20 protein-coding genes and 2 pseudogenes are annotated in these 23,735 nt (G+C 43.6%); 10 read left to right on the forward strand and 12 right to left on the reverse strand.

From position 1 onward, the window contains the following. Window positions 1-166 precede the first annotated feature (166 nt). From glgB to NL645_RS15060, 3 genes are all read left to right on the forward strand, one after another. The gene (glgB, locus tag NL645_RS15050) at window positions 167-2,362 is read left to right on the forward strand and encodes a 1,4-alpha-glucan branching protein GlgB (RefSeq protein WP_253651950.1); all 2,196 of its coding nucleotides are present in this window, start codon (window positions 167-169) and stop codon (window positions 2,360-2,362) included. A gap of 151 nt (window positions 2,363-2,513) precedes the next feature. Next, complete coding sequence (mtgA, locus tag NL645_RS15055) at window positions 2,514-3,191, forward strand: monofunctional biosynthetic peptidoglycan transglycosylase (RefSeq protein ID WP_253651951.1); 678 nt, start codon at window positions 2,514-2,516, stop codon at window positions 3,189-3,191. Window positions 3,192-3,371: 180 nt separating this feature from the next. Then, window positions 3,372-5,432 (forward strand): alpha-amylase, encoded by a 2,061-nt coding sequence (locus NL645_RS15060; RefSeq protein WP_253651952.1) that lies wholly within the window; start codon window positions 3,372-3,374, stop codon window positions 5,430-5,432. Between the two features lie 67 nt (window positions 5,433-5,499). Here NL645_RS15060 and NL645_RS15065 read toward each other — a convergent pair whose 3' ends face one another. Further along, window positions 5,500-6,216 (reverse strand): DsbA family protein, encoded by a 717-nt coding sequence (locus tag NL645_RS15065; RefSeq protein ID WP_006740805.1) that lies wholly within the window; start codon window positions 6,214-6,216, stop codon window positions 5,500-5,502. 96 nt (window positions 6,217-6,312) lie between these two features. Further along, complete coding sequence (locus NL645_RS15070) at window positions 6,313-6,600, reverse strand: hypothetical protein (RefSeq protein ID WP_309248908.1); 288 nt, start codon at window positions 6,598-6,600, stop codon at window positions 6,313-6,315. A 448-nt stretch (window positions 6,601-7,048) separates the two neighbouring features. Between NL645_RS15070 and NL645_RS15075 the strand changes: the two genes are divergently transcribed. The 4 genes from NL645_RS15075 to NL645_RS15090 all read left to right on the forward strand — a co-directional run bounded on the left by NL645_RS15075 (window position 7,049) and on the right by NL645_RS15090 (window position 9,933). Beyond that, complete coding sequence (locus tag NL645_RS15075) at window positions 7,049-7,786, forward strand: nucleoside recognition domain-containing protein (protein WP_253651954.1); 738 nt, start codon at window positions 7,049-7,051, stop codon at window positions 7,784-7,786. Then, window positions 7,786-8,253 carry a YjiG family protein gene (locus NL645_RS15080; RefSeq protein WP_085342508.1) on the forward strand — a complete coding sequence of 156 codons (468 nt, stop codon included), beginning with the start codon at window positions 7,786-7,788 and terminating at the stop codon, window positions 8,251-8,253. The genes NL645_RS15075 and NL645_RS15080 overlap by 1 nt, the downstream gene beginning before the upstream one ends. 9 nt (window positions 8,254-8,262) lie before the next feature. Further along, a complete protein-coding gene (locus tag NL645_RS15085) occupies window positions 8,263-9,387 on the forward strand; it encodes a M20 family metallopeptidase (protein ID WP_253651955.1) in 1,125 nt (374 codons plus the stop codon). Window positions 9,388-9,558: 171 nt separating this feature from the next. After that, window positions 9,559-9,933, forward strand: coding sequence for a YkvA family protein (locus NL645_RS15090; RefSeq protein WP_253651956.1), 375 nt, complete (start codon window positions 9,559-9,561; stop codon window positions 9,931-9,933). Between the two features lie 9 nt (window positions 9,934-9,942). Here NL645_RS15090 and NL645_RS15095 read toward each other — a convergent pair whose 3' ends face one another. The 6 genes and pseudogenes from NL645_RS15095 to NL645_RS15125 all read right to left on the reverse strand — a co-directional run bounded on the left by NL645_RS15095 (window position 9,943) and on the right by NL645_RS15125 (window position 16,868). Then, a complete protein-coding gene (locus NL645_RS15095; RefSeq protein ID WP_240312167.1) occupies window positions 9,943-11,025 on the reverse strand; it encodes a lipase family protein in 1,083 nt (360 codons plus the stop codon). A gap of 99 nt (window positions 11,026-11,124) precedes the next feature. Next, entirely contained in the window at window positions 11,125-11,667 is a 543-nt protein-coding gene (locus NL645_RS15100; RefSeq protein WP_253651957.1) for a DUF6795 domain-containing protein, read from the reverse strand. Window positions 11,668-12,243: 576 nt separating this feature from the next. Further along, window positions 12,244-12,611 (reverse strand): annotated as a pseudogene (locus tag NL645_RS15110) (IS3 family transposase); the annotation flags it as partial. Between the two features lie 109 nt (window positions 12,612-12,720). Next, window positions 12,721-14,025 (reverse strand): dicarboxylate/amino acid:cation symporter, encoded by a 1,305-nt coding sequence (locus tag NL645_RS15115; protein ID WP_005397791.1) that lies wholly within the window; start codon window positions 14,023-14,025, stop codon window positions 12,721-12,723. A gap of 400 nt (window positions 14,026-14,425) precedes the next feature. Further along, window positions 14,426-15,697 carry a DUF1835 domain-containing protein gene (locus NL645_RS15120; RefSeq protein ID WP_253651958.1) on the reverse strand — a complete coding sequence of 424 codons (1,272 nt, stop codon included), beginning with the start codon at window positions 15,695-15,697 and terminating at the stop codon, window positions 14,426-14,428. A gap of 280 nt (window positions 15,698-15,977) precedes the next feature. After that, window positions 15,978-16,868, reverse strand: a pseudogene (locus tag NL645_RS15125) (LysR family transcriptional regulator). 110 nt (window positions 16,869-16,978) lie between these two features. Between NL645_RS15125 and NL645_RS15130 the strand changes: the two are divergent. Both NL645_RS15130 and NL645_RS15135 read left to right on the forward strand, forming a co-directional pair. Further along, the gene (locus NL645_RS15130) at window positions 16,979-17,287 is read left to right on the forward strand and encodes a monooxygenase (protein WP_140323836.1); all 309 of its coding nucleotides are present in this window, start codon (window positions 16,979-16,981) and stop codon (window positions 17,285-17,287) included. A gap of 7 nt (window positions 17,288-17,294) precedes the next feature. After that, a complete protein-coding gene (locus tag NL645_RS15135; RefSeq protein WP_253651964.1) occupies window positions 17,295-17,666 on the forward strand; it encodes a hypothetical protein in 372 nt (123 codons plus the stop codon). A 64-nt stretch (window positions 17,667-17,730) separates the two neighbouring features. On the opposite strand, the gene NL645_RS15140 is transcribed toward NL645_RS15135, so the two are convergent. From NL645_RS15140 to nfsA, 4 genes are all read right to left on the reverse strand, one after another. Next, on the reverse strand, window positions 17,731-19,890 hold the full coding sequence (locus tag NL645_RS15140) for a polysaccharide biosynthesis tyrosine autokinase (RefSeq protein ID WP_046875713.1): 2,160 nt from the start codon (window positions 19,888-19,890) through the stop codon (window positions 17,731-17,733). Between the two features lie 29 nt (window positions 19,891-19,919). After that, window positions 19,920-20,360, reverse strand: coding sequence for a low molecular weight protein-tyrosine-phosphatase (locus NL645_RS15145; protein WP_033906669.1), 441 nt, complete (start codon window positions 20,358-20,360; stop codon window positions 19,920-19,922). A 69-nt stretch (window positions 20,361-20,429) separates the two neighbouring features. Then, window positions 20,430-21,551: a polysaccharide export protein gene (locus NL645_RS15150; protein ID WP_046875714.1), complete on the reverse strand. Its 1,122-nt coding sequence runs from the start codon at window positions 21,549-21,551 to the stop codon at window positions 20,430-20,432. 418 nt (window positions 21,552-21,969) lie between these two features. Further along, window positions 21,970-22,692, reverse strand: coding sequence for an oxygen-insensitive NADPH nitroreductase (gene nfsA / locus NL645_RS15155; protein WP_253651959.1), 723 nt, complete (start codon window positions 22,690-22,692; stop codon window positions 21,970-21,972). Window positions 22,693-22,887: 195 nt separating this feature from the next. On the opposite strand from nfsA, the gene NL645_RS15160 reads away from it, so the two are divergent. Continuing rightward, the gene (locus NL645_RS15160; RefSeq protein WP_046875716.1) at window positions 22,888-23,529 is read left to right on the forward strand and encodes a MarC family protein; all 642 of its coding nucleotides are present in this window, start codon (window positions 22,888-22,890) and stop codon (window positions 23,527-23,529) included. The last annotated feature ends 206 nt before the right edge of the window (window positions 23,530-23,735 follow it).

Here is a 23,735-nt window from a genome sequence, read left to right on the forward strand (position 1 = left end):
TTATTATGCCCGCGACAATAGCGGGCATTTTTTGTTTTTGACATCGCTTGATGCATACATGTTTTAAGCGAAGTCTTTTGTGAGTTCACAACGTTGGCTGTGGAGAAACCGATGTTTGATTCAGATTTCTGGTCTTGAAAAGGATATTGGCTCTAGGGAGAAAGATTTGAAAACCACCAAAACCAAGAAAATAAAGAAACAACACGAACGCGCATACGAACTGCTTGCTGAGGCGGCTTACTCAGACCCATTTTCGGCGTTGGGGCCATTCATTGATGATGGCGAAGGATCGCTGCGAGTGTGGATGCCGGGCGCAAACAAGGTTGAACTGCTTGTTAATGGCGAACCTCGCGTGGCGCTTGAGCGTGATGGTGACAGCGGTTTTATCTTAAAAGAACAACGCGATTTACACCTGACCCACTACCGTTTAGCGGTCGATTGGAATGGTGTTGAACAAATTATTGATGACCCGTACCAGTACCACAATATTTACCAAGAGTACGAGCATCTGCATACGCCCAAAGACATGTATCACTATATGGGCGCACACTTTGTCACGCTAGAACGTGGCGGTGAAAACATCTCCGGTGTTCGCTTCCTTGTCTACGCACCGCATGCATCGGCTGTTAGCCTTGTGGGTTGCTTCAACCAATGGGACGGTCGTCGTCACCCAATGCAACGTTTAGATTATGGCATTTGGGGTTTGTTCATTCCTGGCTTAGAAGAAGGCGTTCAGTACAAATTTGAGCTCAAAGGGCCAAATGGGGAAGGGCTGCCACACAAACAAGACCCTTGGGGTTTTTACTCTGAGCAATACCCATCGTTCGCGTCCATTACTTACGATCACAAGCGTTACCAATGGCAAGATGCCAAATGGCAAAATCGCGCAGTGACACAAAAGCGTGATGAAGCGTTATCGTTTTATGAGCTGCATGCAGGGTCATGGAAGCGCAACGAGAAAGGCGATTTCCTCAACTACCGCGAACTCGCGGAGCAGTTGGTGCCATACCTTGTGGATATGGGCTACACCCACGTTGAGCTGATGCCTGTTTCTGAGCATCCATTCTACGGTTCATGGGGCTATCAACCCGTTGGCTTATTTGCGCCAACTAGCCGTTACGGCTCTCCTGATGATTTCAAATTCTTCGTGGATGCATGTCACCAAGCTGGTATCGGTGTGGTGCTGGATTGGGTTCCGGCGCATTTCCCATCGGATGACCACGGTTTAGCAAACTTTGACGGCACACCGCTGTTCCACGACCCGGACCCACGTCGCGGTTGGCACCAAGATTGGAACTCATACATCTACGATCTCGGTCGTGAACATGTGCGTCGCTTCCTTGTATCGAATGCGCTGTACTGGTTTGAACAATTCCATATTGATGGCATTCGCGTGGACGCAGTCGCGTCGATGCTCTATCTCGATTATTCACGTAGCCACGATCAGTGGGTACCGAACGTCGACGGTGGCAACGAAAACTACGACGCAATCGCAACCTTAAAATGGATGAACGAAGAAGTGTACAAGCACTTCCCGAATGCTATGACGATTGCGGAAGAGTCAACGGCGTTTCCGGGGGTGTCTGCGCCAACCTTTATGGGTGGTTTAGGTTTTGGCTTCAAGTGGAATATGGGGTGGATGCACGACAGTCTTTCATACATCAAAGAAGATCCTGTTCACCGCAAATACCACCACAATACCGTCACATTCCCGTTGGTTTATGCGCACAGCGAAAACTACGTCTTGTCTCTCTCTCACGATGAGGTGGTGTACGGCAAAGGCTCTATCCATAACAAGATGCCGGGCGATGAATGGCAGCAAACCGCAAACCTACGTGCATACTACGGTTACATGTATGGTCAACCGGGCAAAAAGCTGAACTTCATGGGCGCGGAAATCGGCCAAACGGCGGAGTGGAACCACGATGATCAGTTGCAATGGTTCTTGCTGGAATATGAGCGTCATCAAGGCGTTCAAAAGCTGATGCGAGATTTGAACCACTTGTACCGAAATGAAGCGGCGATGCACGATCAAGATTGTGTTCCTGCTGGTTTTGAGTGGCGTCTACAAGACGAAGCGGATGCGAGTATCCTAGCGCACGAGCGTATCAGTAAAGAGGGTGAGCGTATTCTCATCATCACCAACTTTACGCCCGTACCACACGAGCGTTTCCGTTTAGGTGTTCCAAATGCAGGTCAATACGAACTACTGCTGAACACGGACGACAGCAAATACGGCGGCAGCGATTTTAAAGTGCAGACCAGTGTGAAAACGGAAAAAGTCGAAAGTGAATCACTGCCTCAATCACTTGAGCTTCGTTTACCACCTCTTTCAACCGTGTTCTACAAGCTGAACAAATAATTCAACCTAATCAAATTCTAAGCCCGTTTTACAATGTAAATCGGGCTTTTTTTGACCTATTTTTTACCTCGAAAACTTGTTGTTCCTGATTGAATCAGGCAAGCTCGCTGGTTTGTTTATCATCAATCGCTAATGCATTGGGGAGCCACACATGTTGAAAAGGCTTAAGTCATTTCTATTTAAAATGGTGTTGATATTTCTGATCGCCCCAGTCGTTTTGGTTGGTGTGGTGAAATATGTCGATCCGCCAATATGGGGATGGAAGTTAAGCCGCATTGTTGCGCCACCAAAGAACTATCCAAATAGCAGCCAACACGAATGGGTACCCTTGTCGCGTATTTCAAAAAATATGCAGTTAGCGGTGATTGCGACCGAAGACCAAAAATTCCCTCATCACTATGGATTGGACTTCGAATCGCTATTCGACGTGATTGCCGAAGCAGGTGACAATGGCCCGTCGAGAGGCGCGAGCACTATTACCCAACAAGCCGCGAAAAATGTGTTTTTGTTTCCTTCTCACTCCTACGCTCGCAAGGCTTACGAGCTTTACTTTGCTTTGCTGATGGAGCTGATGTGGAGTAAAGAGCGCATTCTCGAAGTGTATCTAAATGTGGCTGAATTTGGTCCCGGTATTTACGGTGCTGAAGCGGCGGCGCAGAATTATTTTGGTGTCAGTGCAAAGCAACTCTCGAAGTGGCAAGCAGCGCGTTTAGCCGTGGTGTTGCCAAACCCATATCGAATCAAAGTCTATCCACAAAGTGATTACACTGCTCGCCGCACAAGATGGGCAATGAATCAAATGAGCAATCTTGGCAGCGTGCAACTTTAAGTTCCTAAATCCATTGTGTTTAAATAGAACTACGCCCCTATATCAATAAAATGTGAAGCGTCACACCCTTTGGGGCGTAGGCAGTTAGAATGATGTGTTCAGTTTCTTATCTAGGCACAATTAGTGTGAATAAAACTAATAAATGTGCATGGTTACCATGTGCTACCAATGGACTGAACGATGAAACTGAACCTGATTACCACTACTTTACTGCTTGCGTCGGCAAGTGCCATCGCCGAGCCTAACATCACCATTTCTACCACGACTAACAGCCGTGACTTCCCGCTAAGTGCAGAGCAGCCTTTGGTAGTGCCTCTAACCAAAGACGGATACACGCTTAAAATCACGGGCGTTGAAGGTGATTGCGTTGCACCCGATGGTCAGAAAGTGAAGTTCAACAAACCTCTTGCGCTGAACTGCGGAAAACCAACGGAACTGCCGTTAAAAATCCGCTTTACCGGCGATTACTCTTTTGCTTTTGATGCGGAAGCCAAAACACTGCGTTTTAAGCGTGAACCTAAGAAAGCCGCCAAGAGTGAGTTCAAACGCCCAATTCCACAAGTGCAATGTGAGGTTTACCAAGGCGGAGAAGTCACCATTGCGTTGGGTGATAGCTTCCCAGATGGTACCAAGTTGCGTGATGCCTATTCTGGTCAAATGGTTGAAGTGCAAGATCAGCAAGTATCGCTGACGCCAAGCAAAGACTCTGGCGGCCTAGTGCTTTTAGAGCCTGTACAGAAAACCAAAGAAGCGGTGCTATTTGATTACCGAAACGCGAACATTTACTTCGTGATGGTTGACCGTTTCAACAACGCAGACGCAAGTAACGACACCAGTTATGGTCGCAAAAAAGACGGCAAAGATGAAGTTGGTACGTTCCACGGCGGTGACCTTAAAGGTGTAATTGAGAAATTGGACTACATCAAGAGCCTAGGTACAGACGCGATTTGGTTGTCGCCAATCGTTGAACAAGTGCACGGCTTTGTCGGTGGTGGCGATAGTGGTTCATTCCCGTTTTATGCTTACCACGGTTACTGGACGCGCGATTTCACCAAGATTGATGAGAACTTCGGTAACGAAGAAGATTTAAAAACGCTGGTGGAAGAAGCGCACAAGCGTGGCCTCAAAGTCTTGATGGATGCGGTTATCAACCATTCTGGTTACTCAACATTGGCGGATCTACAGTTTGATGGTATCGATGTGTTAAAGCCTAATGCCGAACTGCCCAAGAAATGGGGCGACTGGCAACCAAAAGCAGGCGAAAATTGGCATAGCTACCACCAGAATATTGATTATCAGAGTCCTAACTGGTCGAAATGGTGGGGCGGTGACTGGGTAAGAACAGGTCTACCGGGATACCCAGCTTCGGGTAGCAGTGATATCACTATGTCATTGGCGGGTTTGCCTGACTTTATCACCGAATCAGACAAAACCGTGAAGCCAGCGCAATGGTTATTGGATAACCCTGGTACTCGCGTAAAGGCGCGTGACAATTACACCGTCTCGGATTATCTAATTGAGTGGCAAACTGATTGGGTGAAACGCTTTGGCATTGATGGCTACCGTGTCGATACGGTGAAGCACGTTGAAGGTGATGTGTGGAAACGCTTGAAAGAAGAGGCATCAAGCAGTCTTGAACAGTGGCGTAAAGAAAATGGCAAATCAGGTCAGCCGTTCTGGATGATGGGCGAAGTCTGGGGACACACCGCGTATCGCAGCCCTTATTTCGATGATGGTTTTGACGCGTTGATCAACTTCGATATGCAGAAGAAGCTAGACAAAGGCGCGGCGTGCTTTAGCCAAATGGCAGACACTTACCAAAGCTATGCGGAAACTATCGCGAACGAGAAAGACTTCAACCCAGTCAGTTACATGTCTTCTCACGATACGGAGTTGTTTTTCTCACGTTTTAAAGATTACGGCATGCAACGTAACGCGGCGAACGCATTGCTTCTTAGCCCAGGTGCGGTTCAGGTTTATTATGGTGATGAAGTAGGTCGTAACATTGGCCCTTACGCGGATGATTTCCACCAAGGCACACGCTCTGACATGGTATGGAAACTATCGGATGAGAAGCAAGCGCTGCTGAAACATTGGCAAACCCTTGGTCAGTTTCGTAAAGCGCACCCAGCGATTGGTGCGGGTCAGCACGAAGTGATTGAACAAGAAGGCGCGTATGTGTTCTCTCGTTTGCTTGGCAATGACAAAGTCGTCGTGGCGTTTGTAGGACGTAATAAGTAACTAAACGCTCTTTATGTCGATAAATAAAAAGCCCTTCCTTGAGTTATCAAGGAAGGGCTTTGTTGTTTTAGTTCGCCAGTTCTTGGTCGATGACTTTTTCTAGCTCGTCAAACGGCACATAGCCAGGAATGACTTGATCATTAATGATCAACGCAGGCGTGCCGCGTAAACCAAGTTGCGTGAAATACTGATAGTTCTTATCAAGCAGCGCTTTGGTCTCTTTGTCGTCGACAAGCTGCGCTTCTGTACCCGTTTTTTTCGCGATTTGTTTTAACGAACGTGCATCATGTGCGCCCGGCTTTTTCACCAGTAACTCATGCACTTGTTCGTACTTATCTCGCTGGTTTTGCCAAACATTTAATGCGTAACTTGCCGAGTTGTAGCCGTTTTTCTCGTATTGTTCTTTAAAAGAGACATTGAGGTTAAGCACTTTTATCTGCGGATATTCTTTGCCAACTTTGACCAGTTCTCCTTCTAAACGTTTACAAAAAGGGCAACTGTAGTCCGTTACGTTAATAATGGTTAACTCAGGGTTTTCAGCTCCAAAAGAGGAATGTTTGCCATCACTTAGATAGTGACGAACCTCCTTCAAGGTATCTCCAAATGACTGTTGATACGCAATGTACTCTTGAAGGTTTTGGTGTAATGAATCAAGAATTTGAGGATTCTCTTTTAGTATCTGAGTAACTTCCTCTAGCTTTTGTTCTGCGGTCTTTTCTGATGCGAAAGATACGGCAGGTACGATAGCCATCATTAACGTCAAAAGTGTACGAGTGAATGTCATAATATTTCCTAAAACTTTTAGATTTCGTTGTTTGTTATGTGAAGTGAATAAAATACGTACAAAAGTCAGGCGAGAAGGTCTCTCGCCTTGCTAGGTTTATTCTCTAAACACACAAAGTTTTAGGTGAACCCGACACTTTTCCGGTATCGGTTCTGTGTATTCCAGATAATGAATTGCTATGGATGCCATCGGCAGCGCCACAATCAAAGCAAACAGAAAAAATGGAATAAGAATATGGTCCAACTGGTGTTGGTACGCTTGAACCAGCTTCTCTGAAAGGTCGCAAGATGGTGATAAATTCACGCTTTCATCTTGCTGACTCTGTATTTGGTGAGCCTTAGGGCAGCTTTTCGAGAAGCCGGAGTTTTGGCTTAAACATACCATCACCACCCAAAACACGAGGGCGAGTGTCCACTTGGCTATTTTAGGTTGTGAGCGTAACAATGGGCTGCCTAGTCCTGTTGATTCTGGTTTATGCCGTTTGCATATGACCGGACAATCCTAACCTAAATTTCATTATGGAATGTTACTTTCGAGTTAATCGATATCGCCTCAATACCAAAGTATGAAGTACGTCATGAATGTTGTAGAAAGCAATATTCGTCAGAATCATTGGTCGGGTTGATGAAGAAGTCCTGAGGTATCGATATAGATTAATATACCTAATTGTTAGCACAAATTTTTATTATCTTTCAAATGTGATTAAAATCATAAAACAAAACTTCATAACTGAGTCGCTAGAATGTTCGGCAGGCAGATTGATTTTGATCATCTCTCTAGCACATTATTCGAGTGAACATATGTGTCCTGTCCCACATGTGTAGGTAATGTTATGAAAAATCCTGTTCAAACCGAGCGCAAGGTTACGCTGGGGTGCTACGCTGCACTGGCGTTTGCGGTCGTCTTCTTTTCTGGTCTCATGCAATCGAATGAATGGTATGGCGTATTTGATTTCACCACGTTGAATGGCTCTTTCGGCAAGGTGGCTTATGGCGTCACCGAAACGGCTGACGGTGTGCAAGTTGCAACAACGTCGCTTCGTGGTACTGGTGGTAGCGGTGCACGTGACGGTTTCATTTTTGCACTTACTTTGATTCCTACCGTTATGTTCGCACTGGGTATGATCAATGTACTTGAGCACTATGGCGCACTAGAAGCAGCACGCAAACTGTTAACGCCGCTTCTTCGTCCAACTATGGGTATTCCGGGTAATTCTGGTTTGGCTCTTATCGCTTCGCTGCAAAGTACCGACGCAGGTGCGGCGATGACTCGTCAGCTTAAAGATGAAGGCCATCTTACCAAACGCGAAACCGATGTGTTCACTATGTTCCAGTTCACCGCTGGTGCCACCATTGTTAACTTTTTTTCCTCAGGGGCGGTGCTGTTTACGCTGACGATGGCGGATGGTTCGCTTGCCGTAACGTCTTCTATTGGTTTGGCGGTTGTGGTGATGTTCTTATTTAAAATTGTGGGCGCGAACTTATTCCGTATCTACCTAAACATCACAGAAGGTAAAGAAGACAAGCAAGATCAAAACAAATCTGAGAACTTAAAAGAGGAGACGGCGTAATGAGTGACGTAAAAGCAAGTAAGCCGATGGTGACGGATATTTTCGTTGAAGGCGCTAAAAAAGGCTGGGTTATTGCGACAACATCAACCGTGCCTAACGTTCTTATGGCGTTTGTCATCATTAAAGCGTTACAGATTACTGGCGCGTTGGATTTGATGGGCTCGGTATTTTCTCCAGTAATGGCGGTTTTTGGTTTGCCAGGTGAAGCAGCTGCGGTGCTGATTGGTGCTTGGATGTCGATGGGCGGCGCAGTTGGCGTGGTTATCACATTGTTTGACCAAGGCATCTTGAACGGTACGCACATTGCGATTCTTGCACCTGCAATTTACCTAATGGGCTCACAGGTTCAGTACATGGGGCGAATTATGGGACCTATCGGTACTGAAGGTCGTTATATCCCAATTATGATTGCGATTTCCGTATTGAACGCATTTGGCGCAATGCTAGTCATGAACTTATTTGTTTAGGGGGCAATCATGCAGTTTTCTCTCAATGAATATCTCGAAGAACTTCGTCCTCTCATCAATGTCGATTGTGGCACGTACACGACTGATGGCATTGAGTTCATCGCTTCTCAATTTGAAGAGAAGTACCAAGCGATGTCAGGTTGGAGCGTAAAACGCATCGACTGTGGCAGAGCGGGCATCGGTCTTGAAGTTCGAAACAAGCCTGAGGCTGAGCAAGTTGACGTGATGCTGATTGGTCACATGGATACCGTGTTCCCTGTCGGCACCGCTGGATTACGCCCTATGTCTCAAGACGCTGACAAAGCGTACGGTCCGGGTGTCTCGGACATGAAATCTGGCTTGCTGAATATTGTGTACGCGATGCGTAACCTCGACCAGGCGGTGTTGGATAAACTGTCGATTTGTATCTGCATGAACCCAGACGAAGAAACCGGATCGTTAGATTCGGTCGACTGGATTCAATCTGTTGCAAAAAATGCGAAAAACGTATTGGTGGCAGAAGCAGCACGCGCAGACGGAGGTTTAGTCAAAGCGCGCAAAGGCATGGCGCGTTACAAAATCACGTTTAATGGCATTGCAGCCCACGCTGGCAACGAGCCAGAAAATGGCCGCAGTGCAATCACCGAGATGGCGAACTGGATTCTCGTAATCAATGCCATGACGAACTTCGAATCTGGCACCACATTAAACGTGGGTATTGTGTCTGGCGGTAACGGCGCAAACATCGTCCCTGAGCACGCTGAAGCGATCGTGGATGTGCGTTTCTGGAGTAATGAAGAATACGATGATGTCGATAGCAAGCTAAACGGCATGCTGGAAACACCATTCGTTGATGGCGTTAGCATCGAGTTGGTTCGTGAAGCTTACAAACCTTCTATGGTGCCAAGCGCGCAAACCGAAAGCCTGATGGCATTAGTTGAAGACGCAGCAAGTGAACTGGCTATCGACATCAACTGGAAAGAAGTGGGTGGCGGCTCTGATGCAAACAATACGGCAATTCTTGGCGTTCCAACTTTGGATGGTCTAGGACCTATCGGTGCAGGTTTCCACAGTGACCAAGAGTACTTGTTGCTTGAGTCTATCGAACCACGTATCAAAATGCTGATGCGTGTACTGGAGAAGATTGCTCAATAAGGCATTCTGCTTCTAAAGCTTGGTTCCCAAGACAATAATCCCCGGACTTCGGTTTGGGGATTTTTCTATCTGTGTTTTTGTTTCACTTTACTATCATTTCTTGTTATTAATCTTGCGTTCAGGTTCGATTTATTAATATGTTGGCCACAGTCATAAATTTCGGAGGCAACGATGAGCACAACAATGTCTGTAAAATCGGCGCCGAAAGACGCCAAAGATAAAACGATGCAAGCGCCAGATGAGAAAACATTCTGGCGCAAAATGAAAGGGTCGGTTAAGAAAGCGGGTGAAGAAATTGCCGTTATGGGCATCAAATCATGGCTCGCGATGACAGATTCCAACACCGCCGTTCGCCATAAGGCGATTTTAGGTGGCGCATTGGCTTACTTCGTATTACCCACCGATATGGTGCCAGATGTGTTAGCAGGCGTCGGCTTTACCGATGACATGGCAGCGCTTACCTTAGCCGCTAACTCAGTCGGCAATGCCATTACTGAAGAACACGAAGAACGAGCCAGAGAAAAATTGAATTCGATGGCGGATTAAGTTGAAAATTTATTGTACAGCGCTAATAGCCATTTGTGCTGCTCGATAAAGTTTTCCAAATACCATAAGAAAAACATTTCTAATAAATTTTGCAGACATATCTTCAATTGCTGTTACTGGTTTTCCAATAAACACCAGCATATGGCCTAAAAGCCCTTTGACTTGTGATTCTCTTACTTTAGATGCTTTAGCTACTTTTTCTATATTTCTAGCGAGTATGTCATAAAATGTCATTCCAGTAGATACTGTGGCTTGGGCTGCTATTGCTGAAAACAAGCCAGTATCTTTTAATAATGTTATTAATGCTGCTTGAATTCTTTCTGACCAATACTCTGTAAATGATGCTTGGTTTCTGTGCTCAAACTTAAATCTAGTAGGAGTATACAAGTACTTGTTAGATCTGACTTTTATTGCTCCCCACGTTTCGGAGTTAGCATTATCTAAATACCCTAAACTTGTTTCGCTAGACATACTATGAGCATTTAAATTAAAGCCAGTACTAGCGTCTAAGCGGTACTCATCGCCATTATGTGGCGCATGAATAAATGGCCAGACAGGTACTTTAGGTACAGGATCTGCGCCGTGAGTACAGCGGTATACTTTGTCGTTGCTTTTACTAGATTTACGGGAATATGGTTCTAAACCAACTCTAGGTGCGCCAAAAGTATATAAATTCACTCTTAATGAATACTCTTCTCTCAGCCAATCAGAACATAATGAAGCTAGAGCCCCTCCTAAACTATGCCCAACACAATGAATTCGGTTAGGTAAACTTTGGAATTGCTGTAAATATTGTTTGATACTTGAAAATGAATTAATAAATCCAGCATGAGCAATAGAGCCATTTGGAGAGCCTTTAAGGCCTACATTTAGGTTGGTTACCCAATCATTGGCGTTTTGCGTCCCTCTAATGGAAATTACTAAATCTCCCTTATATTTTCCTTTCCCAACACCAATTACCGCAAACGCTTCAGATGTTCTCATTACACCAGGTATCACTTTTCTAAACAATGGTATACGATCTAATCCTGTGATACCTCCAGTTCGGCCACTAAAAACATCTTGCTGCGAAAATGCAAAGTGTTTTTTCAAAACCTCCTTGTCCCTTGAACGCTAGTCTCCCTTGCCCCTGATATACTCCATACGGTATATTCGCGATCTCTGATGCAAGTTTTGGTGTTAAAGACGGCATTATGTATCCTCCGTAAACTCTGTTTTATATAAAAATCCATTTAAATTGCAATTGCTAATAACCATTAGATCTCGAGCATTATCTAGATTGATATTTTTGAAAAAATATCGGAATTCTTTATTTTTAAGCTCACAGTAAAGATTATTTAAGTTATCTTTTATAAATATAGGCGGTGAAACGTAGTTTAACTGGGACTCCCAAATGTACTTCTTTTCTTCATTTATATAGGTATATATTCCGATATATGAATATGTTTGATTCAAAGCTGATTCTTTGAACCTTTGAGAATGTATGACTGGTTTAAAGTGAAATTCACCTAACTCATTAGTACTTGAACTCCTTTTGTAAGTATTCTTTAAAAAATTAGCTTCTAAGTAAACGGTTACATTTTCTAGAGGTCTTTGCTCAAGAACTAAAGTACCTTTTATCTCTGGGCTTAATGTGTATTTAAATTTCTTAAAAAAACCGAACATACTTTCGTTGAAACCTAATGCAAGTATTGGAAATGAGAAACTGAGTAAAAAAAGACTATTTTTAAACATGAATTTATGATGTATGTATCTTAGTACCCAATTAATTATCAGACTACTACCTATCGCGATTTGGTTTTGATCTTTAATTTAATAATGGAATTTGTATCTCTATATGATGAAAATGTCCCTTATGTCATTTTCAAAATGATAAACATAGACTAGTAAAACTCTAATTCTTCAGAAGAATTATTATCATAACCTAGCTACTTACCGATTCGTAACTAAGAAAAGTCTAGAAGCAATTATATCTGTACATTAGCACCTTTAGCGGGGGCATCTTGTATTAAAATGCGTTGACATTTTTTACACTAAGCCAACTTCGTTAGCTGTTGGCTTTTTGTATAGAGGCCTCCAGTAAGGCTGGATTTCCCGTAAAGCTTACAGCTATAATTCAGTTATATAACCCCTTTCAATTTGATAAAAACGTTTTGTGGTCTGGCAATTGCAGAGTTAATTAAGAATTGAAAGGGGTCCCAATGGATACAAAAAGAGCTTAGCGCACACGCGATGGAATTATAAATATCATGTAGTTTTTGCACCAAAGTATGAAGGCAGGTGTTCTATGGTGAGAAGCAAAGGATAGTAGGCGAGATACTTTTTTATGAGATTCGTCCCATGTTCAGAGTCGAGAATATCAATTAACTCGTTAAAGGAGAGGCTCTTCACCCGTTCATCTTCCAATTCTCTTTCAAGTCGTTGGGTTTTTTTAGCCGGAAACTCTTTCGGTTTCGTTTTTTATGCATGGTGTTCTTCCTTGGGTTATGTATCCAATCCATTTTTCCATATTTTCTTAGTCAGGTTAAAACCGTTGAACGCCCTTGAATAACATAGGTTGCGTGGGCTTGTTTGTAATTCATGTAGCCTTTTTCAATAGCATCGACGACCTGTAATTTAAAGCATAGTGTGCTTTCACGCGGGGTTCGCTTAACGTAGGGGTTATGTGCAGTAGTCATAATTTGTCCTCAATGTGTAAATACATTTCAGGACAACACATGGAAACAAAAAACCACCTTAGAATAAGGTGGTTTTTTCTTAGGCAGGATAACTTAGTCGTAAAACGATTTAGGCGTCAGCGCGTTTAAGATGCACTTCTTCTTCGGCTACGCCTGCCATTGGATCGTTGAAGCGAGCTTCATCCAATGCGCCTTCTGATTTTGCGACAATGACGGTAACTGCACTGTCACCAGTTATGTTTACCGCAGTACGAATCATATCAAGTAGACGGTCAACACCCATGATGAGCGCGATACCTTCAAGCGGCAGACCAACTTGGTTCAATACCATAGCTAGCATTACAAGGCCAACACCAGGGACACCCGCAGTACCGATAGATGCCAATGTAGCTGTCATGATTACCATGAGGTAATCGCCCATAGTTAAATCAATATTGAAGGCTTGAGCAATAAAGGCGGTTGCGACACCTTGCATGATCGCCGTACCGTCCATGTTCACGGTTGCACCAAGTGGTACTGTGAACGATGATACGCGGTTCTCAACCCCCATACGGTGCTTAGCCGTTTCCATTGTCACTGGAATCGTCGCGTTTGATGATGCGGTCGAGAAAGCAAACATGATCGCGTCTTCCATCTTACGTAGGAACGTAATTGGATTTAGACCAGTGAACCCTTTTAACATTAAGCTGTAAGTGACTAGGCCGTGCAGGACAAGCGTCCCCGCCAGTACTAAGAAGTACTCTGCCAGATTGACGATTGCGCCCAGACCAAGACCAGTAAATAGCTTCGCCATCAAGAAGAACACACCATAAGGCGCTAAGTTCATCAAAATCGCTACCAGTTTCATGATCACTTCATTCAGATCAGAGAAGAACGCTGCAATACGTTCACCAGGCTTGCCTGCTGCGCTGATCGCTATACCAAATAGCACTGCGAACACAATAACTTGCAGGGTTTTACCTTCAGCCATCGCACTGATAGGGTTGGTTGGGAACATATCGATGATCACCTGACCCAAAGATGGTGCTTCTGCTGATTTGAATGAACTTGCTGCGGTTAGGTCAGCGCCAGCACCTGGCTGGAACAGAGTACCCATAGTTAGAGCAAGCGTAATCGCGATAGCCGTTGTTGTAACGTAGAAAGCGAGGGTTTTACCACCCATGCGACCCAGTGTAGAAAGGTCTTTGAGGGAGCTAGTACCACAAACTAGTGAAACAAACACTAGAGGGACTACGAGCATTTTTAAGCTGGCGACGAAGATCTGTCCACCAACTTCAAATAATCCATTAACAATGTATGCGTCGACAAATCCGTTGCCGGCAAAAAGTGTGCGAATTGCAAATCCTGTCAAGATACCCGCTACCATACCCAAAATTACGCGGCTGGTTAGCGACATCGGTTTCTTGGTATTCATGAGAACACTCCTTATAGTTATGCACCTTGAGTTCACTTCAAAGCGGCGAGCAGAGTAGCAGTGGAGTGAGAAAATACGAAAGAATAATCCTCTGATTGATTAATAGATGTGAACCTTGTCACTATAAAAAATAGAACTTTAACTAAATTGTAACGAAATGGCTGGATGAAAACTTCGAGTTTTAACACTTTTATCGAACATACAACCGATAGAAATGAATTCTTACATTTTGGTTGAATAAGGAATGATGTGCATATCTTCGAGGCGGAAACTGATTTTTGCATAAATAGTTACGGTTTATGCAGTGTGAAATAGGTGATAGGTCGTAATAGTATTTGGATCCAGACGGCGATGCTAATGCTCACTACAGTCAATAGCATCACAGCTCAAGGTTACGTAATTATGATTTTTTGTAGTGAGATAGTGAGGAGATGCGTTGGTGATCCCAACGCCAATGATTATGTTCGCTTATTCGCATTCCACCCACCCAGTAACATTGCTTTGCTCGCTTTTGGCCTGTTAAACACGCTTTGCCAAATTCGGTCAGAGTAACTTTTTGTTCCCACCAACTTTTCTCTAATGAGTCGATAGCGAAAAGCGGCGCTTCGGATTGAGTAAGTGGTAACAGTAGGGCGTAAAACATGACATCACCTAAAAAAGGTAGCGGTTCAATTTGCTGATACCGCTTGAACCACTCTGTTACAGAGATGGGTGAACGCTGTGAACTCAATACATTTAAAGCAAGCTGTTGAGTCATGCTCAAACCGCTATTGGTATGAGGCAGTTCTTGCAAGAGACGCCTAAGCACATCGGACATGTTCGGTAAGCAACCCAGTTGATGTTGTTCTATCAAACTGGCGATAGCTTTTGGTGAGGAACATGACACTGCTTGCCAACACTGCTTTGCTTGGCTCAATAACTTAGCAGATACGGGTTTACGGTATCGCCAACAAGAACGAATAGCTTCTTCAGGCAACTGCCCAAAGCCGATGAATCGCTCAGTGCCCGGGAACTGGTTCAACTCAATGATCTCTATCACTTTATTCTCTACATTCTCTAACTGTGTTAGAGCACGAATTAGCATCAATTGATCATAGCTGTCATGTTCGACCCAAAAGACGATTCGTTCAAATACATCACTTTGCAACAGATCGAGGTTTGATTGTTCCAATGTGACCATATCTTGAACCGAGTCTTCACGCTTCATCACGGGCAGCAGAGTCTCTACGACATATTGGGCACGAATGGCAAGGAAGTTCTGTGGTGTTGCTGGTATGGGGCCAATACAAAGCGGATCGATCAGGGCTAAAAATGTCCCTTCAAATCCGCTGGCTTTAAGTTGTTGTTGAATGTCGTGGCCACAACGAACGTGTAGCGTTTTTACTTTCGCATCTAGGGGCGGTTTTTGTTCTTTGATGGCTAGTTTGTGCGCTTCTAGCTCTTCGACATGAGCTTTTAGTTTACTCCAACTGGATAAGCCCAGTTCTCTTGCGAGTGCATGTTGAACGTCAGCCAATTGAATTGTATTAGGAGTCAATGACTCTGGTTTGGAGTGACATCGCTTAACTAACTCCAACGTAGCGTCATCGTATAGGCGGATAGCTTTGAGCCTTTTTTTAGCAATGGATTTTTGCTGATTGATATTGATCGAGAAGCTATTTGTAGAGTTCATATTTCACCTTTCTTATTTCTTCCACACTCGCCTAAATAGAAGCTAAAAAGAAGGTAAAAACAGATTGTGCCTGCTAAACCAAGCAGGTGAGGATATTGCCGTGAACCGAGTTCTTTCCGCGAGTGTTGGGTGCTTTAGGCATGAGCAGAGTGATAGTAGGTGGTCGCTATCCTCCGTGCAACCTTTTGTGAGAGTGTAGCGTCACAAAATGGCCGTTTCTCTATATTTAGGGAGCATCAATAGGCGATAACACTAGCGATTCAACTCAATACCACTGTCGCTAGGATCGAGTTTCTACACTTTTGAGTAAAGTACGATAAAGCACTTGAGTCGCAGGACCACTTTTGGCTCCTTTGGGTAAAGTGAGGTGCAGCGCAACTTGATATTGATGGGAGTGTTCGATCTCCAATACTTTAATTTTATCGCTCTTGCGGGCTGCGACTAAGTGCGCTGGTAGCCGACAAAATCCAGCGCCTTGCTCTACGGCGTGAAAAGCGTGGTCGAAGTTATCGACGGTAATACGCTGACGTGCGCGTAACCAACCCACATCTCTTTTTGTTTTGTCTGAATCGCCTAAGTCACGGATGACAATTTGGCTGGTGGTTGCAAAATCGTCGATGGAAACATGCGGCTTTTTAGCGAGTGGATGGTGTGCTGCGATTACAGGCAGCATGGTTGTTACGCCAAATGCTTCGGCAGGGTAGTTGGTTATCGGTAAGTTGATGATTGCGATGTCAGCGAGCTCATTTACGACCATTTCGGTTGTTTTGCTCAGTGACGTTTCAACCACTTGAACGGAGGTCGTGTTGTTGTCCTCCAAAAATTGACTGATTGGTGCATAAAGCTAACGAGGGTCACAAAGATGATCTATTGCGACCGTGATTTGAGATTCCACCCCACTTTTTAACTGCTCGCTGATGACTTCCAGTTCCCGCGCTTGTTCAAGCATGGATTGTGCACGACGCAGTATGGTTTTACCGTGCTCAGTCAAACCTGCTTTACGCCCTCGTACTTCGATAAGTTGAATACCAAGTTGGTCTTCTAACTTCCTCACCGAGTAGATCAATGTGGTATGGCTCTTGTTGAGCAGCAAAGCTGCAGATTGAATGCTACCTTCTTGATCAATCGCTTGTAGCGTTTGCCATTGTTCTAAGGTCGTTTTTAGTCTCATCAGTCAATCTTTTAGACAGCTAATGGCAAAATTATGAACTTTTTTGTCAGTTTTATAAAGGCAATAATCTTGTCATCGAAAGCGAGTCAATTAAGAAGAGGAGACCCAAGGTGGCGAAATTATTGCAAGTTGATTTTGAATTTCATGGTCCGTTTGGTGAAGAGATGTCGAATGCTTTGGTCGACTTAGCTAAGTCGATTAACCAAGAGCCGGGCATGATTTGGAAAATTTGGACGGAAAACGAAAAAGACAAACTCGGTGGTGGTATCTATCTTTTTGAAGATGAAGCCACGGCGCAAGCTTATCTCGAAATGCATGCCGCACGCTTACGAAAAATGGGCGTAGTCGAAGTACGAGGTCAAATCTTCGATATCAATGTGCCGTTAACGACGATCAATCAAGGGCCGATTGGAGGATAAGGAAATGATGACCAACCGCACTTTTCTAACCGTTCATGGTGTCATATATACGGTATTCGCTTTTGCGTTGTTTTTTGTACCAACCATGATGTGGCCGATGTATGGCGTACAAATTAACGACCAATACGCGCTGTTTTTATCGCAACATACGTCGATCTTTTTAGGTGGAATCGCTGCGGTGAGTTTGATGCTACGTGATGTGGAATCTGGTAAGACTGCGAAACAGCTGTTTAAGGCATTATTGATTACTAATGGGTTAGGGGCAGTGATTACTACCTATGCCAGCATTACAGGAGTATTTTTCGGTTTTGGTTGGAGTGCCCCAATATTCTTTGTCTCGCTCAGTTTGTTGACGTACAAGCAATTAAGAATGCAATAGAAAAAGCCCTGCTGTTTCTAGCAGGGCTTTGTCATATTTGGTCAAATTAGCGATCTAGATTAATTCATGATTCGCTTTTGTACGCGTAGTTGTAGTAGCCGTATCCATAGCCGTATGAGTTAGATGCTTTTTTCTCAACCGCATTGAGAATCACACCTTTAACTTCTACACCTGATTGCTCGAAGCGACCACGTGCTACCTCAATTTCTTTCAATGTCGTTTGGTCGAAGCGAGCTACCATCAATGTGGTGCCAGCAAGTGCACCAACGATGCTTGGATCCGTTACTGCAAGTACAGGCGGTGTATCGATGATGACTAGATCGTATTCTTTTGATACTTGTTCTACAAATTCAACAAATCGTGGATGCATCAAAAGCTCTGATGGATTTGGTGGTACTTGACCACGAGTAACCACATCCAAGTTTTCAACTTGACTTGGCTTGATTGCGGTTGCTCGATCAATTTTTCCACTTAGTAAGTCAGATAACCCTTGCTCTGCTGTGAGGCCAAAACATTGCTGTAAATAACCTTTTCGCATGTCAGCATCCACCAAAAGGACTTTTTGACCCGTTTTAGCCGCAACGGCAGCAAAGTTGGTTGATACGAACGTCTTACCAATGGAAGGAGCTGGGCCTGAGATCATTAAGACATTGTTTTTGGCTTCCAACATTGCGAAGTGTAAGCTGGTTCGAAGTCCACGTAGTGCTTCAATTGAAAGATCTGCTGGATTGGCATTTGCTAAAAGAAGTAAATCTTTGTTGTTTTTACGTTTTAGCTTGTTCGCGACTTCCAATTGTTGTGCCGATTTTGGAACACTTGCATATACAGATATTCCAGTTTGCTCAATTTCATCAGGAGAAGTCAGTCCACGATGAAACGCGGTTTTTACCAGAACAAATGCGACAGCTACCATGCCTCCTAGAAGAGTAGCCAAAACTACAATCAAAGGTTTTTTCGGTTTAATAGGAATTGCGTAAGATTGTGCGTTGTCAATAATACGCACATTACCTACGGTGCCAGCTTTTATGATATTTAGCTCTTGAACTTTATTCAAAAGTTGGATGTAGATTTGCTGGTTTACTTCGACATCACGAGTCATACGCAAGACTTCGCGCTGTGTTTTTGGCAGTTTTTGAACTTGTTTGTTAAGACGCTCTTTCTCTTGCAGTAATGTCTGACGTTTGTCTAACAGCGATTTATAAGCTGGGTGGTCTTGGGTGAATTTTTGACTGATTTCACTTTCTTTAAATGTTAACTCATTAAGTTGGGCTTCAAGTGCCACCATCACTTTTAGAGTAGATTGTGCTTCGAGATTTAAATCGATAGATTCGTTTTCTTGTCTAAAACTGTTCAATGTATCTTCTGAAATAGTTAGCTTGTCCTTAATCTCGGGTAAATGACCTTTAAGGAAGTTGAGGCTCTGCTCAGCTTCAGCTGAGTTTCTTCTAACATTCTGCAAAAAATAGTTTTGAACAACATCATTTAAAACAAGCTGATTGTGGTCTGGGTATTCACCTTCAATGCTTAGAGATACAATACCTGTTTGGCTACCTCTCTCTGAAATAGAAAGTTGTGAGGCTAACTTGTTGATAGCATCTAACTTGCTTATTTTACTTATTGTAAAAGTATCTTCATTTTGAGCATTGAGCTGGTTCACTTTTACACGATAGCCATTCATCTCAATTAGTTGACCAACTGAACCAGAAAGTACCATTTGGTCTTCAAGCATCAAGCTGAATTGACCTTTCTCGATGTCTGTAGTAATCAGTTGATGAGATAATCCTCTAGCCGTTCGAGGTACTTCAAACGTGGTCAAAGAAATGTAGTTTTGAGTACCGTTGATTCGTGCTAGACCTTTACCAACAAAAGGTAAGTAATCAGGAGTGGCAATGGTTGTTAAGTTAAACTTATCAACGGTATCGCCAAGAATCATTCTCGATTTAATTATTTCAATTTCTGTAGTTGCAGATGATTCGGCAGAAAAGAGTTCTCCCATGTCACCGACCATCGCCGAGATACCACCTGAACTCTTCTTTTCGATTTGTATTAACGCGTCGGCTTTGTAAATCGGAGTTGATAGCAACGCGACCGCGATACCTAATGTTGCAAAAAAGAGTGTAATGCTGATGATAAACCATTTCGCGTCTATCAATATGCCGAAGAGCTTGCCTAGGTCGATCTCATCATCAGCAAGAGCAGATGATTGTATTGTTTGGTTAGCCATTATTTTTTATTTCGCCAAGTGATCTGAATTTATATTTTTTTTGCCCATGCATGAGCAGCATTTTCAATCAGAGATAATGCATGCTCAAAGGCTTCTCTACTCTGTCTGTATGGATCTGGAATATCCACGGAACCTATCCAGTGACCAAATAACATTGCTTTACCTCTAGCCTCCGGTACCAGCTCCGTCAAAGCATCGATATGACCTTGTTCCATCACCAATATTAGGTCTTGCTTTGCGCACAACTGAGCGGTTAGCTGCTGTGCTTTGTGGTCTAGCAGGTAGATACCACGTTCTGACGCGACAAGTCTGGCGGTTTCATCTGCTGGCTTTCCGGTTAGGCGACTTTTTTCTACGGCAATACCCGCCGAAGAAATCTGTTTATTTGGGAGTAGTTGCTGTAGTAACCGCTCTCCTGTGGGGGAACGACAAATATTACCTACACACACGACAAGAATGTTCGAAAACATGTTTTGCTCCTTATAGACAACGTTTGAAGGACTTGTTTGTGTTCAAACAAGCCCTTCAGAATGCTTTTTCTATGGCCAAGTCCTGACTCGAAGGACGCCTTCTGTAAGTTCATTGAAGCCTGAGATGGTAGGTACTAGCTGTGCAATAACGCGATTCCAACGACTGATAGGCGCCGCAGTGACATAAACAATGTCATACGGTTTGAGAGCAAATTCAGTACCAATAACGAGCGCTGCCGCATCGGAGACATCAAGTTGATATATGTCGCCCAGTGAACCAGCGTCTTGTGACCTCCTAATCACGAATACACCTGTCGCATCCGCTGATATTTGGTTAATACCGCCAACGTTGCTCAGAGCTTCCGTAAGGCTCATGCCAGCGCGATCTATTTTCAGTAGTTTAGGGTCGTTAACTTCACCCATAACGAAAACCTTTTGTGAATCATTTCTTGGCACATGGATGATATCACCTGGTTGGAGTAGCCTATTTTCAGTGAGGTCGCCTTCTTGCATCAGCGCATAAAGAGATATGTTTTCAACTATGCCGTTTCTTGTCAGTGTTACATTTTTCCAGTCGGCGTTTTCGGCTAATCCACCTGCACGGTTAATTGCATCTAACAAGGTGAGTGGGATATTGGTGATTGGTTGCTGTCCCGGATTATTTACCTCACCAGTTATGTAGGATTTTTTCGAACGAAAAGCGGCGACGCTGACATCCACTTGAGGACTTTCTATGTACTTTGCTAATCGGCGAGAAATATCTGCACGAATTTGACGAACGTTTTTACCCGCAACTTCAACAATACCTATATATGGATAGAAGATAGTACCATCAGCATGTACCCAGTTACCCGCTTCAGCAGAGCTGCGATAAGAACCAGCAGGAATAGTTAGTTCTGGGTGATCCCAAATAGTAATGTTTAGTATATCTCCAGGGCCAACCTCATACTCATAAGCGCTAAGTTGGCGATCTAGATCAGGGTTGGATTTGGCTTCTATCTCCAAACTTTTAAGTTGAGATACTTTATCAAGTGTAAGTGGAAAAACTTTGAAATCAGAAGTGCGACTAACATTGCTGTCTTCGACGAAGTTTTTTCCATCTGTGGAAAGGTGACTACCGGGTACAGTACATCCAGAAAGAAGTACTGAGGAGAGCACTAAACTAGCTAGCTTTTTATGTTTGAAATTCATGTTTTTTCATTCATCTGACGTAAAGAGCGAGTTGCTGGTAGCAACATTCTTTTCCAGAAAAGACTTCACAACATAACCTTACAAGCACCACTTTCTTTTATTTATAAAGTGCTCAATAAGGGATTGGTTGCATCTGGAGGCATGAACTCTAATGAATTTCAATGATTAGAGCAATAGACAGTAATGCAGCAAGTGTCCAGATAAATATCGTATTTTTATGTTTTCACTTACAAGATTTCATATTGCGGATAAAAAACTTGTTCAATTAGCTCAAATTTTGTTTATTAGCTCTATATGTAGTGTTTTCTTTCTAAAATACAACCAAGAAAATCTACCGACTAATTACCTCGTTGTATTAAATAGGATTATCAATAATGTGACTCATGTCCCGTTTTTGTTTTGTTGTCTTTCGACATGGTCACTTCTTCGCTAACCCCTTCCCATTCAAATACGGAAGGATGTGCGGACGTGATTCGCCAGTTAGTTTACTGGTGACTTCTTGTGACCAAGTGCTTTGTTTTTGATTGCTCGAACGGTTTGCATAGTAGTTTTGCATGGTTTGGTCATAAGCCTGAATATCATCCAAATTTAGGTCTTGATACTGATTCTCATGCACCACGACATGAGCAGGTAGACGTGGCTTAACTTCAGGGGCTTGATCTGGATGACCAAGACACATACCAAATAAAATGGCTGTATTTTTAGGTAAGCTTAATAACTCGTCGACTTTTTGAGCATTGTTTCGTAAGCCACCAATATACACGCCTCCTAGTCCCATAGACTCTGCTGCAAGTAAGCAGTTTTGTGCCATGATGCCAGAATCAACAGCACCGATAAGTGTTAACTCGGTGAAATCAGCTTGCACATCAGGATTGATACTTGCGTGGCGCTGGTAATCAATGCAAAACACCAAAAACTCAGCAGCGCTTTCAACGTACCCTTGATTCCCCGCATATTGTGCCAATAGCGTACGCTTTTCTTTATCGGTCACGCGGATAATTGAGACGACTTGCAACATACTTGATGAAGACGCCGCAAGGCCAGCTTGTAGAATCGTTTCTAATTGTTCGCTCTCAATAGGTTGTGAGGTGAACTTTCGAATTGAGCGGTGATTGAGAATTGTTTGTATCGTACTGTTCATGGTGACTTAACATCCCCTGTTACATGTAAAGGCTGAAGCCTCACCTTAGCGATATTTGATGAGTCGGTAAACTATCTCAAAAGAAAAACAATGCTTAGGGCATAAGTGTGAAGATGAATAGAGAATACATCACTCGTTCTGCTTGAGAGCGTATATACTGTTTTTAGAATCAACAATTTAACTGCAGTGGAAAATATGAAAGAACTCATCGTTCATACAGTCACGGTGTTTATGGGCTTCTTTGCGATCATGAACCCCATCGCCAATATTCCTATCTTTTTGAGTTTAACGGCTGATGAGGATAGGGAAACCGTACGTTCCATGGCGCTTCGTTCGGTTTTTATTGCATTTGTCATCATTGCGATATTTTCGATCGCCGGTAAATTAATTTTTGATTTGTTTGGTATCACGCTGTACGCCTTGCGAATAACGGGCGGTATCTTGGTGTTTTTGATCGGTTTTAATATGCTTCAAGGTGATTCGACGCATCAGAAAACTAAAGAGAAAGCGTATTCTCCAGCGCAGCAGCAGGCGGCGTTGAGCATTGCCGTTTCTCCACTTGCAATGCCGATATTAGCAGGGCCTGGAACGATTGCTACCGCGATGAACTTTGCTACGGCGGGTGGTTTTGATCAAACCATTATTACCATCGTTTCTTTTGCTGTGTTGTGTGTTATTACCTATATACTGTTTTTATTTGGAGACAAATTAGTCAAAGCAGTTGGACCGAGTGCTCTGAACGTCGTGACGAAAATGATGGGCTTAATCCTAGCGGTTATCGGTACTCAAATGTTTATTGATGGCGCGGGCGAAGCCTATAAAACTGTTTTCTCTTAGGCGTTTCCATCTCGTCTAAATCCACACCTACATTTCTAGCTGGTGTGGATTTTTTGAACTTTAGTTTTCAGTTTCTAAGAAAGAAACCCGATTTCAGATAATAAGTGCGACATTCATGGAAAGGTGTAGAAGAGGAAGCCAACTGCTGAAAGTGGTACGCTCTTCTCGCCAAAGAAACAAGCAGTACTACCATGAATTATCAGCAG

The sequence above is a fragment of the Vibrio sp. Y51_MX_L26 genome (assembly GCF_024181935.1).
Classification (GTDB): Bacteria; Pseudomonadota; Gammaproteobacteria; order Enterobacterales; family Vibrionaceae; genus Vibrio; species Vibrio diabolicus.

Bases quoted from the DNA above. Each gene is read 5' to 3' on its own strand.
- NL645_RS15145 (WP_033906669.1), bottom strand. From the start codon at position 20,360: ATGTTTTCGAACATTCTTGTCGTGTGTGTAGGTAATATTTGTCGTTCC.
- NL645_RS15065 (WP_006740805.1), bottom strand. From the start codon at position 6,216: ATGACATTCACTCGTACACTTTTGACGTTAATGATGGCTATCGTACCT.
- NL645_RS15140 (WP_046875713.1), bottom strand. From the start codon at position 19,890: ATGGCTAACCAAACAATACAATCATCTGCTCTTGCTGATGATGAGATC.
- NL645_RS15060 (WP_253651952.1), top strand. From the start codon at position 3,372: ATGAAACTGAACCTGATTACCACTACTTTACTGCTTGCGTCGGCAAGT.
- NL645_RS15075 (WP_253651954.1), top strand. From the start codon at position 7,049: ATGAAAAATCCTGTTCAAACCGAGCGCAAGGTTACGCTGGGGTGCTAC.
- mtgA (WP_253651951.1), top strand. From the start codon at position 2,514: ATGTTGAAAAGGCTTAAGTCATTTCTATTTAAAATGGTGTTGATATTT.
- NL645_RS15090 (WP_253651956.1), top strand. From the start codon at position 9,559: ATGAGCACAACAATGTCTGTAAAATCGGCGCCGAAAGACGCCAAAGAT.
- NL645_RS15160 (WP_046875716.1), top strand. From the start codon at position 22,888: ATGAAAGAACTCATCGTTCATACAGTCACGGTGTTTATGGGCTTCTTT.
- NL645_RS15070 (WP_309248908.1), bottom strand. From the start codon at position 6,600: ATGGTATGTTTAAGCCAAAACTCCGGCTTCTCGAAAAGCTGCCCTAAG.
- NL645_RS15115 (WP_005397791.1), bottom strand. From the start codon at position 14,025: ATGAATACCAAGAAACCGATGTCGCTAACCAGCCGCGTAATTTTGGGT.
- NL645_RS15150 (WP_046875714.1), bottom strand. From the start codon at position 21,551: ATGAATTTCAAACATAAAAAGCTAGCTAGTTTAGTGCTCTCCTCAGTA.
- NL645_RS15100 (WP_253651957.1), bottom strand. From the start codon at position 11,667: ATGTTTAAAAATAGTCTTTTTTTACTCAGTTTCTCATTTCCAATACTT.
- NL645_RS15135 (WP_253651964.1), top strand. From the start codon at position 17,295: ATGACCAACCGCACTTTTCTAACCGTTCATGGTGTCATATATACGGTA.
- NL645_RS15085 (WP_253651955.1), top strand. From the start codon at position 8,263: ATGCAGTTTTCTCTCAATGAATATCTCGAAGAACTTCGTCCTCTCATC.
- NL645_RS15120 (WP_253651958.1), bottom strand. From the start codon at position 15,697: ATGAACTCTACAAATAGCTTCTCGATCAATATCAATCAGCAAAAATCC.
- NL645_RS15080 (WP_085342508.1), top strand. From the start codon at position 7,786: ATGAGTGACGTAAAAGCAAGTAAGCCGATGGTGACGGATATTTTCGTT.
- nfsA (WP_253651959.1), bottom strand. From the start codon at position 22,692: ATGAACAGTACGATACAAACAATTCTCAATCACCGCTCAATTCGAAAG.